Raw genomic sequence first — 16,974 nt, forward strand, 5'->3', positions numbered from 1 at the left:
ACCTGCTCCCCGCCAACTTTTAGCATACAATGCCATTTGAAACGGCTCATTAAGCCGATGGGATAACTACGTCCGGTAAGCCATGAATCAATCCAGTAATACTACCCAATACTTATGACCATTAAACTACTCACCTTAGTGGGCCCGAACGCTGGCTCCTTTTTACAAAAATTGAAATGTACGTGGCTGATTATCTTTTGCATTGCCTCCACTTTGCACGCCCAAACCGTGATCCGCGGTACGGTGCTGGACGAGGGCAATCAGCCGGTAGCGGGCGCGACGGTCGCCATCCGGTCGGCAGGAGCGGGGAGCGTTACGGATGCTGAGGGGAAATTCAGCATTTCTACCGGCAAGACGTTGCCGCTTGCGCTCACTGTCAGTTATCTGGGGTTCAAAACCCAGGAAATCACCGTCACCTCTACCCAGGAACCGCTCAATATCCGGTTGGCAGAATCGACCAACCAGCTGGACGAGACGGTGGTGGTAGGTTACACAACATCTAAAAGATCGAGCTACACGGGGTCGGTGGCGGTTGTGAATGCGAAAGACATTGAAACACTGCAAATAACTACGGTCGGCAAGGCTTTACAGGGCACTATACCGGGGCTGCAATCCATTGCTTCGGCAGGCCAGCCGGGCTCCGACGCGGATCTGTACGTAAGGGGTGTCGGCTCGGTGAATGCTTCGACGGCACCACTGTATGTGGTCGACGGTATACCCGTTGCAGATGCCAATAATCTGAACCCCAGGGATATTCAATCCATTTCGGTATTAAAGGACGCGACGGCAAGTGCGTTGTATGGTTCCAGGGGTGCCAACGGTGTGATTGTGATCACCACCAAATCCGGTTCGCTGAATGCGAAGCCTGCATTCAACTTTTCGGTCAACTATGGCATTACCGGCCGTGCGGTGAAGGACTATAAGTATTTGTCAGCCAAAGATTATTACGAACTGCAATGGGAGGCGATCCGAAACACGCAGCTCGACCAGGGCAAAACAGCGGAAGCGGCCGCCCAGTATGCCACCGATTACCTGGTGGACGGTGCATTGAAGGTCAATATTTTTGGCCCCAACTACCCCAAACCCGTTGGGCTTGACGGTAAAGTAGTGCCAGGCGCGACACCGCTTTGGAACGACAACTGGGGCAAGGCCATTTCCCGCCCCGGCGTGCGCCAGCAGTACGACCTGAGCGTGAGCGGCGGAAGTGCGGGTACCAAATACTTCCTCTCGGCAGGTTACCTCAATGAGCAGGGCTGGATCCGCACGTCGGATTTCCGGCGCTACAACCTGCGGACCAATTTGCAGTCTAAAATCAACAAATGGCTTGATGTGGGCGCGAACGTCTCGCTGTCGTCCGGCTTTCAAAAGGCTCCTAACCAAAGCGATAGCAACACCGGCAACTTCGCCAATTTCCAGCGGCTTATCTCCGATATTTACCCTGTCTACGAGCGGAATCCGGACGGAACGTATATTTTGGACGAACAGGGTAATAAGAAATGGGACTACGGCACATGGCGCCCTACAACGGCAGTGAGCGGTTCCAACATCCTGGGTTCGGCCGAGAATGCCATTTCCGGCGAGCAGACCGACGCTGTGCTGCTTGGGACGAATTTCACACTCACGTTCGCAAAAGGATTATTCCTGAAAACAACGGCGAATGTGGATTACCGTTCGGTCACCTCGCATACCTATTCGCATTCCTATTACAGCACGGGGGTGATCACCGACGGCGCGGGTTCCGCATCGCGAAGCGCCCGCCGCATCCTCAATTACACGGTGAATAGCTTTTTGAATTACGCGGTCAACCTGGGCGGCAGGCATTCGCTCAGCCTGCTGGCCGGGCCGGAAGTGTACGTCAACAACGTTTCCTTCCTTTCGGGAAGCCGTACAGGTTTCCAGGTTTTGGGCAAAACGGAGCCTTCGGCGGGGACGGTCAGCGGCGTGTTTGATGGGACTTCGTCGGACTACAAACTGGCAAGCGGGCTGGCCAAGCTGGATTACGATTACCTGGGACGCTACCACTTTTCGACCAGCTACCGTCGCGACGGCTCCTCGCGGTTCAGCAAGCAATCGCGCTGGGGGAACTTCTGGTCGGTGGGAGCGGCCTGGAACATCAAGCAGGAAAACTTCCTGAAGGACGTTTCGCACCTGGATAACCTCAACTTGCGCGCGAGCTATGGTGCGCAGGGCAACGACAAAGTGGGCGATTATGCGTACGGAGGGTTCTATTCTATTTACAACAGCCTGGATAAGCTCGGCCTGTTGCCGTCCGACCTTCCCACGCCCGATTTGAAATGGGAAACCAACCTGAACCTGAACTTCGGCGTGGATGTGTCGCTGTTCGACAACCGGCTCATTGCCCAGATCGACCTGTTCGACCGCCGCTCGAAAGACCTGCTGTTCAACAGACCACTCTCGCCGTCCTCCGGTTACAGTGGTATCAGCGCCAATGTCGGCTCATTGAGCAACCGGGGGATCGACGGCCAGATAACCGGCATACCATTCCGCAGCAAGGATTTCACATGGACGGCCACGCTCAACTTCGGGCATTATACCAACAAAATCACCAAACTGCCTCAGAAGGAAATCCTTACGGGTTCGATAGGCCAGTATGGTAATACCAAAAAGCTAGTAGAGGGCGGCTCGGTCTATGATTTTTACATCAAGGAATGGGCGGGCGTAAACCCGCAAAACGGCAAGGCCACCTGGTACAAGGATGTGCTGGACGAGAACAAAAACGTCACTGGCCGGACGACTACCGAAAACCAGACGGAAGCCACGCCGTACTTCCAGGGTAGCTCGCTGCCCGACTTTTATGGCGGCTTCAACAACAACATTGCCTACAAAAGCTTCGAATTCTCGTTCCTGCTCTCGTACAGTATTGGCGGCAAAGTTTTCGACGGCGACCAGCCGATGGTCACGCACCTGGGCAATGCACCCGGCCGCGCGTGGTCGGAGGAGGCGCTCAACCGCTGGACGCCGGAAAACACCAACACCGACTACCCGCGCCTGTCGTACGTTTCCGACGCATGGAACACCATTCCTTCCACGCGGTTCCTGTACGACGCCAGCTATGCACGTCTGAAAAATATTTCGCTCACCTATACTTTGCCGCAGGCGTGGGTATCGCGCCTGACGCTCAGTGACGTGAAAATCCGCCTCGTAGGCGACAACATCCTGACGCTCTACGGTCATAAGGGAATGGATCCGGAGCAGACCGTTTCAGGTTCTACCTACTACCGCTACCCGGCGCAAAAATCGTTTTCGGCAGTTCTTAATGTGTCATTTTAATACAACATCTATTTAGTCCATGATACGGAAATTCAGCTCATTAGTCGTTGCGGCAGCCCTGCTAACCTCGTGCAGCGACGAGTTTTTCAATACTTCCCCGGCCACCCAGATCACCACGCCCGAAGTGTTCTCTTCGGAAGCCAATATCGACGCGTTCGTCAACGGATCGATCCGTTTCCTGCTCGAAAACAGCACCTCCCAGGATAATCCGGGGCTTCCTACCATTTTCCTCACACATGATGTGATGGGAGAGGACGCGTTCGCCCGCGACGGCCGGTACGGCTTCCGCGATTCGTATCCTTACCGCGACCCGTTCGATAACACTACCCGACGCGCATTGTTTTTCTGGACATTGCAATACAGCTCGATTGACCATGCAAACAACATTATCGCCAATGTGAAAATCGATAATGCCAGCAAGGCGAGCCTGAAACACCTCAAGGGACAGGCCTATGCACTCCGTGCGCACAACTACCTGAACCTGGTGCGGCAATATCAGTTTACCTATGCCAAAGACGCCAACGCCAAAGCGGTACCGGTTTACACCGAGCCTACCACCCCGAATACCGTGCCCAAGCCGCGTGCTACCGTGAAGGAAGTCTACGACCTGGTGATCGCCGATCTTACCGAGGCCGAAAAGCTGCTCGCTGGCTTTGAGCGGTCGCAGAAAAACCGCCCTAACCTGAATGTGGTGTACGGATTGTTCGCCCGCGCCTACCTCACACAGGAGAAATGGGGGCTCGCCCGTGACTATGCCGCCAAGGCCCGCAACGGATACCCGATCATGTCGGCTGCGCAGTACACACAAGGGTTCAACGATGTGAGCAACCCGGAATGGATCTGGGGCCACCCGCAAACGCTCACCCAGAACAAGGGCGGCGCTTCCTACATGGCCTACATAGAAACGACCCCTTATGCGACCGATGCGGCCGGGACCAACCTTTACTACGGCTACAACAGCATTATGCCCGACCCGAATTTCATCGCGCTATTCGACAAGGACGATATTCGCAAATCGCTGTTTGAGATCGCAAAACAGCCCGCCGAGGCATTGTACCGCGGTTACCGTTACAAAAAGTTCAGAAACAAATATCCCAACCACGATGCGCATATCGTGCTGATGCGTTCCTCGGAACAGCTGCTGATCGAAGCGGAAAGCAAAGCGCGGCTCAACAATGTGGCCGCTGCGACGGCAACGCTCAATGAGCTGAGAGCGCAGCGTGGGTTGACGGACTTGTCGGGCCTCAGCAAAGACGCATTGATCGCAGAAATCCTGCTCGAAAGGCGCAAGGAGCTTTGGGGCGAGGGTTTCCGCCTTTATGATATTCTCAGGCTGCAAACCGCGCCGGTCAGAAAGGAGACGACGGAGAAGTTTGTCGATACCCGCGGTGCGACGGTGAGCGTTTTAGGGCATTGGATTACCAAATTTCCCGATGGCACACCGTTGGTGCCGAACAGCAAATACTACCTTTTCCCGATCCCTCTCAACGAAATTAATAACAACCCGAACCTGTAAGGGAGGGCCATCCTGCAATTAAACATGAGAATTCCCTTTGTAATTTGTTGTCTGATTTCCCTATCGACCTTCGCCCAGCGCGACAGGCAGGGGCAGACGACTTCAGCCAGCGCGCACGCACATCATGTGGACGAAAACGAATTTGCCCACAATCACCTGGACCACATTCAGGCCTACCGCAAAGAAACGGCCTACGTGCACAACCTGCCGCCCGCGCAGTTTCTTGAAGGCGTAGGCACTTCTACATTGAAAATCACAACGAAATCGAAGTTAGCGCAGAAGTACTTTGCCCAGGGCGTAGCGCTGCTGCATGATTTCTGGGATTTCGAGGCCTATCGTTCATTCAAAGAGGCGATTAGGCTGGATTCATCGGCAGTAATGCCTTACTGGGGACTTTATAGTGCCATCGGCGCCACCGAAGGGCCTGATTTTGACGACGACAAAAAGCTGGCCGTCAGAAAGCTGAAAGCATTGAAAGACAAAGCCAACGAGCATGAAAAGCTTTACGCTGAAGCCATTCTCCTACGGGATGCGCCCGGCGAGAACAGCCGGAAGCAATACCAGCAAAAGCTCGAAATTATAGTGCACAAATTTCCCGACGACGTTGATGCGAAGCTCTTTCTTGCATTAAGTAAAATGAGCGGCTACGATGTGGACCTGAACCCCCGCGATGGCCAGATTTACAGCGAATACCTGCTCCGCGACGTGCTCAAATCCGACCCGGACAATGCCGGCGCGCACCATTACTGGATCCATTTGATGGAAAACTGCTGCCCGGAGGAGGCCATTAAAAGCTCCGAACGCATCCGGGGACTCACGCCAGGCGCTGCGCATATGGTGCATATGCCGGGACATGTGTATTACAAATTGGGCCAGTACCAAAAGGCGCATGAAGCGTTCCTGGAAGCGGTAGCGGTAGACTCTGTTTACATGAAAAAGCAAGGCATGCCCGAAGTCGATACTTGGAATTACATTCACAATATCAATTACCTGCTCTCCAACAGCGCCGAGAACGGGCATTACAAAACCGCGCTTTATTACGCCGAAAAGTTGCAAAACATGCCGGTAACCAAAGAGCGGAAAGCCAAATACGAAGGTCGCTTCTTTTACCAGGGCATTATCGCCCCGGCCAAAATGGAGCTTTGTTTCGGGTTTTATAAAAAAGCCGCCGACCGCCTGAAACTGATCAACGACAAGGATAGCATATTCAGTGGCAAGGCCATCGGCTACAAGGACGGTCTTTATTATTTCGCGTTGGGTATGGACGCGGTCAAACGCGGCAAGGCGGACGAAGCGAAAAAGTACTCCGACGCTCTCGACGCGCATTTGTACCGCAACAGCACGCAATCCGGCCACGACGAGGTCATTGCCGCCAGAAGGCTCAGCGACTTGAATGTAGCCTCCCTGGAATTACAGGGCCTTATTAAAAGCCTGGAAAACGATGACGAAGAGGCGATCCACATCCTGAAAACGGCCCAAAAGAAGGAGCACGACCTGGGTTACAGCGAGCCGCCTTCCTACGCCCGACCCGTGCTGATCAGCCTGGGTGAAGTGTACCTGAAAGCGGGCAAATACGACCTGGCAATCAAAGCATATGAGGACCTGGCGAAAAAGCGCCCTAACAGCGCCAATGCATTGTGGGGGCTTTATAAAGTTTACAGGAAAAAAGGCGATACAGACAAAGCGAAAGAGCTGGCCGCACAGCTGAACGAAGTGATCAAAAGCGGAGATAAATCGCTTTACCCGCTCTGAGGAATTATTGACGAGCTCGTGAAAAAGGGAAATGCAACCGTGCATTTCCCTTTTTGGATATTACCATTTCCGCTTCTGTTCGAGCGGGTAAGTCTTGTCGATTTTACTTAGAACTACATACAGTGAATCGCGGCTTTCGTCCACGCCCCGCAGGATATAACTGTCGGCGGTGGGCTGCTCGTAATGCAGCGTAATGTGCCGGGCGGTGTCCGCGCGGTTGCGCAGATGGAAGACCTTTCTGATCGTATCTGCCTGATAACCGTAGTAATACCTGCCGATATTGCCGTAATATTCGGTTGTACGTACGGCATTGCGGGTGTCGAGCCGGAAGTTCTTATTGACGCGAATGCTCACCGTGTTGAATTTTTCAAAAATCACATTCTCCCAGCGTACCGAATCGGTAGGCGTGGGTGGCAACAGCTGATTGTTCAGCCGGAATTCGGTCACTTTGTAGAAGCCGGTGGTCGAAGCAAGCCCATCCTCGAGCGGTAGTTTAAACGACTTCCCGTGCGCATACAGTTGTCCGTACCCGAAGCCGCGCACGACCACAAAGAAGAAAATAAAAACGTATTTGAATGCGACCCGAAGACGGTCCTGCCAGATTCTCGGAAAATGGAGCGGTTTGACAAAAGTTAATGCAACTGCCTGGTGATCAATCAGTATCTGGTAGAACCTGCGTGAATCGCGCACAAGCAGCAGCAGCGACAAGGTAAGCAGGTGAAGGCTGGTGAGCTCCACGCCGGCATCGTAGCCGATGTTGACAAACCAGATCGGCAACAGTATGGCCACCATCATCAGCGCACCCAGTGTGGTGGTTCTGCGGAACAAAAGCAGCAAGGTGGCTATCAACTCGAAAATACCCGCAAACACTTCAAAAAAGGATGAAACACCAGTCGTCAGCCAGTATAATTTGCCGGGCGTGAAATCGCCCAGGTTCGTATTCAACTGGCTAATGGTAGGGAAGGGCATTTGCACCGGAAACACCTTCGCCCAAGCAAACCACGACATGCGCAGGATGATCCCGTAGCGTGCCGCCACGTAAAACCAGTAGTAAATTTTCTCAAAATCCTGCCGCCGGTCGACGAGATCCCACAGGAAACCGCCGCCGATGCAAAAAAGGACAGTAATGAACCAGCCGGTGTAATTTTTGCCTTCCTGGCTAGCGAAAAACCAGGGCTTGTTCTGCGAGATCACGTCGAGCCAGCGGAAAGGGTAATCGTTGACATTGAAACCGGCGTCGAAGTCCTGCCTGTAAAACTCCGGCGTAAACGGGATGGTACTGATCACCGCGTAGATGAGCGCGGTGCGTAACAGGATTTTTTCATACGGCTTCCACGCCGCTGCCTGTGTAATGGTAGACATAAAATAGTTTATTAAAACAAAAATGAGACCTCCCGGTGGTTTGCAGGCACCCCCGGTTCGGTTGCAAATTAAGCACTTTTTTATTTATCCTACTTAATCTATAAAATTAATAGATTAAAATTTTGTAAAACCGAACCCTCTTACTTTATCTTTGCAACCGGTTGAACCCGAAAGCCGTTTAGACCACCTTGAACGGCAGCACAAAGCGACCGGCACTAATCCTGCAAATTGTTCCGGTACTGTGCAATCATGCCCTGTGTCCACCCTCGGGTAATTGCAATGTTAACTCATTCCGTACATCGACCGCGGCCCGGCGAAGGACGATCGCCTGTGCGCTTATGCATATACGCGGTCGGCCAAACCTGTCTGTGTCCGGCGTAACCTTAGCGCCCGTTTTATGGTGCGTAAATTTTTGCTAGCGCTCTGTGCATTGCTTCCGGCTGCGCTGCTCATCATCGACGGCGATCCGCTGGCGGATGTGAAGGAAGTGCTAAAAGTGTAGACAGTGATTAAAAACGGCAATGCCTTCCCGGTTAACGATCTTTTGAATCAACCTAAATAAATATCCACATAAACCGTAACACCAATGAAAAAGCTGATCCTTGCTGCCGGAGCACTTTCAATGCTGCTCACCGCCTGCGACAAAAAGAAAGAAAGTACGGAGTCGTCTACCGAAGAGGTGGCGAAAATCCACCGGACCGCATTGACGATCGACCCGCATATCGATCTCCGGGAAGATTTCGACGCCGCGGGTAACGACGCCGGCGTGCTTACCGAGGATCAGTTCGACCTGGTAAAGCTCGATTCGGGAAAACTGGACGTGGCTACCATCGCGTTGTTCGCCGACCCGCTGCGCCGCACGCCGGAAAACATCGTATTGGCGCGCAAACAGGTCGATAACAAGCTGGCTGCGATCCGGAATTTTGTCAAGAAACACCCCGACAAACTGGAATTTGTGCGCTCGACGACGGATATCGAAAAGCTGGCCACCGACGGCAAACATGGCATTCTGCTGAGTTTCCTGAATGCGCTGTCGCTCGGGAAAGATACCTCGCTGATCGACCATTATTATAAGGAAGGCGTCCGGGTTTTCGGGTTCGCGCATGCGGGCAACAACGACTGGACCGACTCTTCGCGCCCCAGCGAAGGCCTGGGCGACAAGCCTAACGAGGCCGGCGGGCTCACGGCCATCGGCAAGGCAGCGGTGCCGATCTTGAACCGGAAAGGGGTGATCATCGACGTGTCGCAGCTCACCACCGATGCATAGAACCAGACGCTGGAACTGAGCAAAGCGCCGGTGATCGCCTCCCATTCTGCCGTTCGGAGCATTGTCGACAATTCGCGCAACCTGTCCGACGCGGAACTGAAAGCCATTGCAGCCAAGGGCGGCGTGGTGCATATTGTGGCATTTGCGGCATATCTCAAAGACACGGCCGCCTTCAAGGAGGATTACAAAAAGCAGATTTTCGAGCCGCTGGGCCTGCAAGTGGGCAAGGATAACCCCAAGGAAAAGCTCGACTCGGCCGGTTATCGCAAGTACAAAGACGCCTACCGTACATTTTCGCGCAATGAATGGAAGTACGCTTCGCTGGACGATTACCTGAATGCGGTCGACTACGCCGTGAAGCTGATCGGCATCGATCACGTGGGTTTCAGCGCCGATTTCAACCACGGCGGCGGTGTGAAAGGTTATGCGCACGTAGGAGAGGGGCCAAACATCACGGCGGCCCTCCTGAAACGGGGCTACTCCGAAGCGGATATTCAGAAACTGTGGGGAGGTAATTTTTTGAGGGTGTTCAAAGAGGTGGAGAAAGCCGCACAAACAACTTCCTTAGCAAGTAATACAGCGGTAGGCCAATCAGAAATAGCAAAAAACCGATAACCGCGATTTCGGGCTCGAAATACATAACGCTGATGTTGACCAGCGCATAACCGGCGATGAAAATAAGCGTCATCCAGGGGTACAGCTTCATCTTGTAAATGCCGGCGGGCTCGCCTTGCACGCGGGCCCGCCGGCGCAGGATGAATACAGCGGCGCAGGCGGCGATGAGGCCGATGCTGTCAAAAAACATGACGTAACTAAGTATTTGCTGGAAGGACGAAATGCTGAACAGGAAAATGATGATCAATGCAGTATAGACTGTGAGCGCCACTTCCTGCGTTTGCGTGCGTTGATTGACTTTGGCAAAAACAGCCGGCAGCACGTGCTCTTCGGCCATCGCGTAGTACACTCGCGGGTTGGATAGCAACGAGGCATTCACATAAGCCAGCACCGCCAGGAACATCACCACCGACACCACCCGCGCGGCCGATTCCCCGAAAATCACCGCCACCATCTCTGCCGCAAGCGCCGGCGAATTTTGCAGTCCTTCGAAGCCAAGCACCGACACGTAAGCGTAATTCACCGCCAGGTAAAGCACCAGTACCAGCCCCATTCCCAGGAAAATCGAGTGGGGCATAATGCGGAGCGCGTCTGGCACGTCATTGCCGAAGTTCATGGTCTGGTGATAGCCGCCGTAGGTAAAAAAGATCGGCACAAAGCATAGCCAGAATGCCTGCAACGGGTTGCCGGAAACTGCCGGCACCACGGCTTCCCTATCCTGCGGGTGAGGCAGGAATATGATCGAGATCAGCAGCACGAGCATACCGATTTTGATCACCATGAGCACGTTCAGGGTCCGTGCGCCCATTTTAATACCTAATAAATTAATCCCGTACAAAGCCAGCACCGCCGAAATGGTGGTAATGCGCGTCGCTTGCACGGGTTCCATGTCCGGGAACAGCAGCGGGCAGATGTAACCTGCACCCATCATCGCCACCGAAGCGCTTGATCCCGCATTAGCGATGATCGAGATCCAGTTGACCATGAATGCGAACGCCGGGTGGTAGCAATGCGAAAATATCTTGTAGAAACCGCCGGCAGCCGGGTAGCGCGAGCCTACTTCGGCAAGCGTCAACGCGCCGAACAAGCTGATGACCGCCCCCGCGATCCATGCCGCGAAGAAAATGGACGGTACCTGGGCCTTCTGAGCGATTTCGACGGGCGTGCGAAATATGCCCGTACCGATCACCATGCTGGTCATCAGCATCGTCAAATCGAAAGTGTTCAGGCGGGGTTTGATGGCCATGGCGTTAGCGGGTGAGCAGGCCCGCGTCGATCACGAGCTGGGTACCGGTAATGAACCGTGCTTTGTCCGACACCAGGTAGAGCACCGCATTGGCCACGTCTTCTGCTTCGATCCACGGGACGGGCAGCAGGTTTCCGGCGGAGGCTTCCGCGATTTCAATCGCCGTTTTGCCTTCCAGCTCGGCAAGCCCGTCGTTCATCGGGGTGTTCACGCCGGTAGGGTGGATGGAATTTACCCGTATATTGTGCGGTGCCAGCTCGATCGCCCACGATTTCGTAAGGCCCACCAGGCCCCATTTAGAGGCCGCATAATGGCTCAGCCGGTTCATCCCACGCAAGCCGGCAATGGATGAGTTGTTGACGATATTGCCCGATTTTTGTGCGATCATGACCGGGATCACATGCCGCGCCGCCAGCCAGGCGCCTTTCAGGTTTATGTCGATCATAGCGTCCCATTCGGCTTCGGGAAGCTCGTGGGCGGCCCCGTAAGCGCAGATACCTGCATTGTTGAACAGCACGTCGATGCGCCCGAGTGCGGCGACGGTAGCTGCCACCGCGTAGCTCAAATCGGCATCCACGCGCACGTCGCCGGTAAAGATTTCGCAACGCACGCCCCTTTGTTCGACCTGCTGTTTCAGACTTGCCAGTTCGTCCTTCGAGCCGAGCGTATAGCCGGGGTAGGATAGCGGCCGGGCAATGTCGAATGCGGCGATGTGGTAGCCCTCGCCTGCGAGCGCGAGCGCGGTGGCGCGTCCCTGTCCATGGGCGGCACCGGTGATGAAAGCAACAAGGCCAGCCATATCAGATCGTGTTTTCGGGTTTGAAGGGGTTCAGGTAAGTGTCGATTTCGGTGCCGTTAACATTGTTAAAAATGTTGGTGGCGATCATAATACCCGCAAACGCGGTCAGAAGCACGATTTCGGAATCGGTGTAGCGTTTGCGGACCGGGACGAATTCGGCGTCTTCCACAAAGCCGCGATTCCGGGCGATGGCGGCGCCGAAGGTAAGCAGCGCCTGCTCTTCGTCCGAAACCACCAACGCCTCGGGGCTTTCGCCCGCCTCGATGATCATCTTACGGAAATAGGTGCTACACAAAGGGCAGTCGGCCGCCTCGGAGATCGACCATGCGAAAAGCGTTGCAAGGCGTAGTCCCGTGATTGCTTTCACTTCTTCAAAAAGCGGGTACCATTGCATGTAGGCTTTGAATGCGGTGCCCGAATGGCCCAGCGTGGCTTTCATGTTGGTGATCCGCGAATTGTAAACCGTTGTATGCTGAATGAATGCAATCTTTATTTCGGACGGGTAATCCTTTTCGCTCAATGGTTTTATCCTGGGCATCTTGAATGTTTTTATGAATGATATCAAATAGTTGGCTCTCCCTGGATATAGCCCAGCGATTTGAGAAAGATGTCGGTGTCACGCAATGTTTTGGTAAACCATTCGCCCCGGTTGAAAAAACCATGGGGTTGCTCGGGGTAAAGGATAAGCTCGCAACGGCTACCGACTTCTGCGAGTTTGTCTTTGTAGGCCTGGGCTGTCGCTACGGACACCAGCTTGTCTTTCGTCCCCAGCATGACCAGCGTGGGGGCTGCGCCTTTGCGGATGTTGTGATACGGCGAAATTTCGGTGTAACGTGTACCGACGCGGTCGTAGCCATACTCACCCGGGCCGTTATTGAACACGGGGTTGAACAGCACCAGCGCATTCGGCCGGGAGCTTACCGCCTGATTTTCGGAAGGATCGTCGAGGTGGGTCAGGTCGGCCGCAGCCGCTACGTGGCCGCCCGCAGAGCCGCCTGCGGCTACAATGCGATCGGGGTCAATGCCCAGCTCAGACGCGTGTGCACGTACGTATCGGATCGCCGATTTACCGTCGGCCACCGCCTCAAATGGTGTTGTTTGATGCCTTTTCTGTACCCGATAATCGGCCAGGATGGCAACCATACCGCGGGATGCCAGGTAAATGGCCTGTTTTTGGAACTGGCCGATATTCGCATTAACCCACCCGCCGCCGAAAAAGAACACAATGGCGGGTTGTTTCTTTTCCACATTTAAGCCCGCGGGCCTGAACAGATGCAGTTGCAGGCTGGTCGTGTCGATTTTTTTGTAAATAAACACCTTGGGAATGGTATCCCGGGCGGTTTGAGCGATTGTACTGCCCATGCCGCCCAGGACCAATAGAAATGTGAACTTTAAAAGCAATATTTTCTTACAAAACAGAAAAGGCATAAGGTTCAAATTCATTGAACTGGTGATTAAAATAACTTCCCTACTTACCGGCCGCTTGTTGCTGAACAGCTTGTGGCAGACGACGTTTGAGCACATCGTCCCAGGTGATGTAAGGATAGATATTGTATTTCCTGGCCTGCTCTTCAAATAATGCTTTCAATTCTTCCAGCTTCTTCGGATTCTTTTTAGCCAGATCGATACGTTCGTTGAAATCCTCGTTCAGGTTGTAAAGCTGCCAGTCGTTGTGCTCGGGATCGGCCACGCTGATGGCGCTCACCAGGTTGCCGGCAGGGGCCGAAACCGGTTTGTAGGCAAATCCGGCCTTCCAGCCATCGTGATAAATCGACCGCGAGCCGAAAATGTAGTAGTACTGTGTCTTGTGCCGCGAGACCGCTTTGGCGTCGCCGATAGAATAGGCGAGGGAAGTTCCCTGGATCGTGTCCTGCTTTATGCCGCGGATCGCCGTCGGCGGTTTAATACCGGTAATTTCCAGTGTGGTAGGCAACAGGTCTATCACGTGCCCGTACTGCGTACGAATGCCGCCTTTATCCTTGATTCCTTTCGGGTAGAAAGCGATCAGCGGGTTGCGCGTGCCGCCCTCCGAATGCGCGTCCTGCTTCCAGTATTTGAAGGGCGTATTGGCCGCCTGTGCCCAGCCGAGGGGGTAGTTGGCATTGGTACCTTCCGGCGCGCCGATCCATTCAATTTGAGCCAGATTGTTTTTTACCTGCTCCGCTTCCGACAGTGGCGCCGAAGCCAGCGCCGCATTCGACGACCGGGCGATTACACCGCCCAATGCACCTTCCTTACTGGCCCCATTATCGCCGATCACAACCAGAATGAGCGTGTTTTCCAGCTGATTGATCTGTTTGAGATGGTTTACTAACCGGCCTACTTCATGGTCGGTGTAAGTCAGGTATCCGGCGTAAACTTCCATGAAACGGGCGTACAATTTCTTTTCGTCGGACGAAAGGCTTGCCCAGGCGCGGATGTTGGGATTACGCTCCGGCAACACCGCATTAGCAGGGATAATGCCCTGCTTTTTCTGTTGTGCAAAAACAGTCTCCCGGAAAACATCCCAGCCGCTATCGAACTGGCCTTTGTACTGATCGCTCCATTCGTTTGCAACCTGATGCGGGGCGTGGGTGGCGCCTGGTGCGTAATACAGGAAGAAGGGTTTGTCCGGCGCAGCTTTTTTCTGGCGGTCGATGAAGCTGATCGCCTTGTTGGTAATCTGTTCGTTCAGGTGGCGGCCGTCAGGCTGCACGTGCGCATTATCCTCGACCAGATCGGGTTTGTATTGATCGGTTTGAGAGCCGAGAAAGCCGAAGAAATGGTCGAACCCTTTGCCGGAAGGCCAGCGGTCGAACGGGCCGGCATCCGTAGCGTCCTGGTCGGGCGTAAGGCCATATTTTCCTACCGCAAACGTGTTATAACCCGATTCCCGCAGGATTTCTGCTACTGTCCCCTTGTCGGAAGGAATGCGTCCGTCCCATCCCGGAAACCCGAACGATGCCCAGGTGTGCGAGAAGCCACCTTCGTGTACTGAGTGGTGGTTGCGGCCGGTGAGCAATGCCGCACGGGTAGGGGCGCAGATCGCCGCCGTGTGAAAATTGGTGTAACGCAGACCGTTATTGGCCAGACTATCGAAAACCGGGGTACGGATCACCCCGCCGAAAGTGGAAGTAGCGCCGAAACCGACGTCGTCGAGCAGGATCCAGACCACATTGGGAGCGCCTGCGGGCGCTTTTACCGGGTTAGTCCAGACTTCTTTGGAATCGGCAGGGCTTTTGCCTACCGTTCCGGTGAAAGGCTGCTGCTGTTGGGTAATGTTTTGTGCCGAGGTACGCGTCCAGGCCAGGCCTGCCGCCAGCAGCGCCGCGAGAAGTAGTTTTTGCGAATGCATATATGATTTGTTTGGTAAAACAATGCTTCGATTCTTACCGGCGAGCAGGTTGGTGGCGGCTGAATGGCGCTCTGAGGTTGATTTTAATAAAAATCTATAAAATCGATAGGCAAAGTAAATTTTTATTTTGAAAACTAACAAGTACTGAATGGTCTTTGCGCTAATTTTCGGCTGCCGAATGGGAAGCAAAGCACTTACAGCTACTGCGATCGGCAATGTATCCGCATCGTCACAGAAGTCACCGGTGTCCGTCTCAATATCGTCCGGCAACAGCGGAATTTATGAATACGTATACCTATGGTCGTTCACTGCTGATTGCGTCCCCCGCAAATGCCAGACATTGCATTGCCGCCAGACTCCATTGCGCAACGCCATTGGTAGATATGCGCGGGGCTTCTTCCACTGGGTGTAAAACATCTGGCGCCTGAATACGCGAGGTTTGAGTAATGGCCTCGCGGGTACCGCCCTGTCCGCGGTGAAATTCCTGCCAGGCGCGTTCGGCGAGCTTTTTGTCGCCCGTCACTTTCGCGGCGAATGCGGTCAGGCGTGCATGGCCTTGTTGCAAGTTCAGCTTTTTGAGGCTTTCTCCTAATGCCTGCTTCTGTTCTTCGGGCGTGGCATTGTACAGGCGGCAATAGTCAGTCCAGGCTTTTTGAAATGCTTTATCATCGATCAGGCTGGTCAGCTCGTAGCACACTTCCGCAAGGCCAAAGACTGCGCTCAGGTGCGAAACGGATATTTTGCCGGTCGGTTCGCGCTGGAATGCGCCGGTTTTGAGGTTTAACAAGGACGAGCCCGTAAAAAAGCCGTGAGGCTGGGCGGCGATGGTACGCATGCTGCTGAGGAGCTTGTCGCGGATGGCCTTGTCCTGCGTGCGCTCCCATTCGGTAAGCCAGGCACCTGCTACGGCGCCCCAGTCCGTGCCGAAGGATACGGTGGCCAGGTCGGAGTTTTCGGTGTTTTTCGGGGCTGCCGCATTCACTTTCCTTACGGGCACGATCGTTTGCAATGTGTTCACTGCATCAATCTGCTCGCGCATGAGATCGCCCGTGCGCTCGTCGGCGGTGAGGTAGTAGAAGAACCGGCGGTTGGTGGCGGTGCTGATGCGCAGCTGCTTGGCGCTGCAACCCCAGTGCATCACATTGTGCCGTGACCCGAGAGGCGCGAACGGGCCGATATGGTGCACATCCACCTCGCCCGTATGGCGCGTCATAGCCTCGGCCAGTCGGAATGCGTCGGAGCGGCCTGTGCGGAGGAAATGGTACCAGAGCCAGATGTCGGTCGATAACTCGGAGTTATCCCAGGCGAATCCGCCTACGTCGTACTTCCACACGTGCCGGTCGGTGTCGTAGGAATGCATGAAATCTCCGTAATTCCAGAATCCGTACCAATGCCGCTCTTGCCTGGCTTTTGATTTAATGCCGTGCCGGTATTGCCTTTCGTTCACCTTGTTATTACATCCCGCCGGGATTTCCGAAAACGAGAAAGGTATTGTTTTCTACCAATGTTGCGTGCCTGACGGCACTTTCGTTATAATGAAATAATCGCGCTGGCGTCGCACTACCAATGCTACATGCAGGACGGAACCATCAGGGCAGAAACGCCAAATCGCGTTAGCGATGTGACATGGTAGTTCAATATGGTAACGCTCACTCGTAAATGCCGTAGGCATGCGACAACAAACCTCAGCGCTTGAAGCCAACTTTAACATTTCATTAACCATCTTTAACAAGTCCGTTGAATACCCCCGAAATAAAAATTATTAGGTTTGCCAAAACCTTGATAACTAATA

General features: G+C 54.0%; 10 protein-coding genes and 1 pseudogene. 4 read left to right on the forward strand and 7 right to left on the reverse strand.

What is annotated here, in order from left to right:
* Positions 1–114 precede the first annotated feature (114 nt).
* Genes AAHB90_RS07435 through AAHB90_RS07445 form a run of 3 tightly spaced genes read left to right on the forward strand, consistent with a single transcriptional unit; the run spans position 115 to position 6,559 of the window.
* Positions 115–3,291, forward strand: a complete 3,177-nt coding sequence (locus tag AAHB90_RS07435; RefSeq protein ID WP_342084302.1) for a SusC/RagA family TonB-linked outer membrane protein — start codon at positions 115–117, stop codon at positions 3,289–3,291.
* 19 nt (positions 3,292–3,310) lie between these two features.
* Positions 3,311–4,807 carry a RagB/SusD family nutrient uptake outer membrane protein gene (locus AAHB90_RS07440; RefSeq protein WP_342084303.1) on the forward strand — a complete coding sequence of 499 codons (1,497 nt, stop codon included), beginning with the start codon at positions 3,311–3,313 and terminating at the stop codon, positions 4,805–4,807.
* A gap of 24 nt (positions 4,808–4,831) precedes the next feature.
* Positions 4,832–6,559, forward strand: a complete 1,728-nt coding sequence (locus AAHB90_RS07445; protein ID WP_342084304.1) for a tetratricopeptide repeat protein — start codon at positions 4,832–4,834, stop codon at positions 6,557–6,559.
* A gap of 60 nt (positions 6,560–6,619) precedes the next feature.
* Here the strand turns inward: AAHB90_RS07445 and AAHB90_RS07450 are convergent, their stop codons facing one another.
* Positions 6,620–7,921, reverse strand: a complete 1,302-nt coding sequence (locus tag AAHB90_RS07450) for a hypothetical protein (RefSeq protein ID WP_342084305.1) — start codon at positions 7,919–7,921, stop codon at positions 6,620–6,622.
* 622 nt (positions 7,922–8,543) lie between these two features.
* Between AAHB90_RS07450 and AAHB90_RS07455 the strand changes: the two are divergent.
* A pseudogene (locus tag AAHB90_RS07455) lies at positions 8,544–9,803 on the forward strand (dipeptidase).
* Here the strand turns inward: AAHB90_RS07455 and AAHB90_RS07460 are convergent.
* The 6 genes from AAHB90_RS07460 to AAHB90_RS07485 all read right to left on the reverse strand — a co-directional run bounded on the left by AAHB90_RS07460 (position 9,718) and on the right by AAHB90_RS07485 (position 16,629).
* Entirely contained in the window at positions 9,718–11,049 is a 1,332-nt protein-coding gene (locus tag AAHB90_RS07460; protein ID WP_342084306.1) for an APC family permease, read from the reverse strand. The pseudogene AAHB90_RS07455 and the gene AAHB90_RS07460 overlap by 86 nt on opposite strands.
* A gap of 4 nt (positions 11,050–11,053) precedes the next feature.
* Positions 11,054–11,848 (reverse strand): mycofactocin-coupled SDR family oxidoreductase, encoded by a 795-nt coding sequence (locus AAHB90_RS07465; protein ID WP_342084307.1) that lies wholly within the window; start codon positions 11,846–11,848, stop codon positions 11,054–11,056.
* Between the two features lies 1 nt (position 11,849).
* Positions 11,850–12,386: a carboxymuconolactone decarboxylase family protein gene (locus AAHB90_RS07470; RefSeq protein ID WP_342084308.1), complete on the reverse strand. Its 537-nt coding sequence runs from the start codon at positions 12,384–12,386 to the stop codon at positions 11,850–11,852.
* A gap of 23 nt (positions 12,387–12,409) precedes the next feature.
* Positions 12,410–13,291, reverse strand: coding sequence for an alpha/beta hydrolase (locus AAHB90_RS07475; protein WP_342084309.1), 882 nt, complete (start codon positions 13,289–13,291; stop codon positions 12,410–12,412).
* A 25-nt stretch (positions 13,292–13,316) separates the two neighbouring features.
* Positions 13,317–15,182, reverse strand: a complete 1,866-nt coding sequence (locus AAHB90_RS07480; protein WP_342084310.1) for an arylsulfatase — start codon at positions 15,180–15,182, stop codon at positions 13,317–13,319.
* Positions 15,183–15,477: 295 nt separating this feature from the next.
* Complete coding sequence (locus tag AAHB90_RS07485; protein ID WP_342084311.1) at positions 15,478–16,629, reverse strand: exo-rhamnogalacturonan lyase family protein; 1,152 nt, start codon at positions 16,627–16,629, stop codon at positions 15,478–15,480.
* Positions 16,630–16,974 lie beyond the last annotated feature (345 nt).

Source organism: Dyadobacter sp. OTU695, from assembly GCF_038440355.1.
In the GTDB taxonomy this organism is placed as follows: domain Bacteria; phylum Bacteroidota; class Bacteroidia; order Cytophagales; family Spirosomataceae; genus Dyadobacter.

What these genes read in the sequence shown, in the direction of transcription:
- AAHB90_RS07450 (WP_342084305.1), bottom strand. Translation starts at nt 7,921, where the DNA reads ATGTCTACCATTACACAGGCAGCGGCGTGGAAGCCGTATGAAAAAATC.
- AAHB90_RS07480 (WP_342084310.1), bottom strand. Translation starts at nt 15,182, where the DNA reads ATGCATTCGCAAAAACTACTTCTCGCGGCGCTGCTGGCGGCAGGCCTG.
- AAHB90_RS07445 (WP_342084304.1), top strand. Translation starts at nt 4,832, where the DNA reads ATGAGAATTCCCTTTGTAATTTGTTGTCTGATTTCCCTATCGACCTTC.
- AAHB90_RS07440 (WP_342084303.1), top strand. Translation starts at nt 3,311, where the DNA reads ATGATACGGAAATTCAGCTCATTAGTCGTTGCGGCAGCCCTGCTAACC.
- AAHB90_RS07435 (WP_342084302.1), top strand. Translation starts at nt 115, where the DNA reads ATGACCATTAAACTACTCACCTTAGTGGGCCCGAACGCTGGCTCCTTT.
- AAHB90_RS07470 (WP_342084308.1), bottom strand. Translation starts at nt 12,386, where the DNA reads ATGCCCAGGATAAAACCATTGAGCGAAAAGGATTACCCGTCCGAAATA.
- AAHB90_RS07460 (WP_342084306.1), bottom strand. Translation starts at nt 11,049, where the DNA reads ATGGCCATCAAACCCCGCCTGAACACTTTCGATTTGACGATGCTGATG.
- AAHB90_RS07465 (WP_342084307.1), bottom strand. Translation starts at nt 11,848, where the DNA reads ATGGCTGGCCTTGTTGCTTTCATCACCGGTGCCGCCCATGGACAGGGA.
- AAHB90_RS07475 (WP_342084309.1), bottom strand. Translation starts at nt 13,291, where the DNA reads ATGAATTTGAACCTTATGCCTTTTCTGTTTTGTAAGAAAATATTGCTT.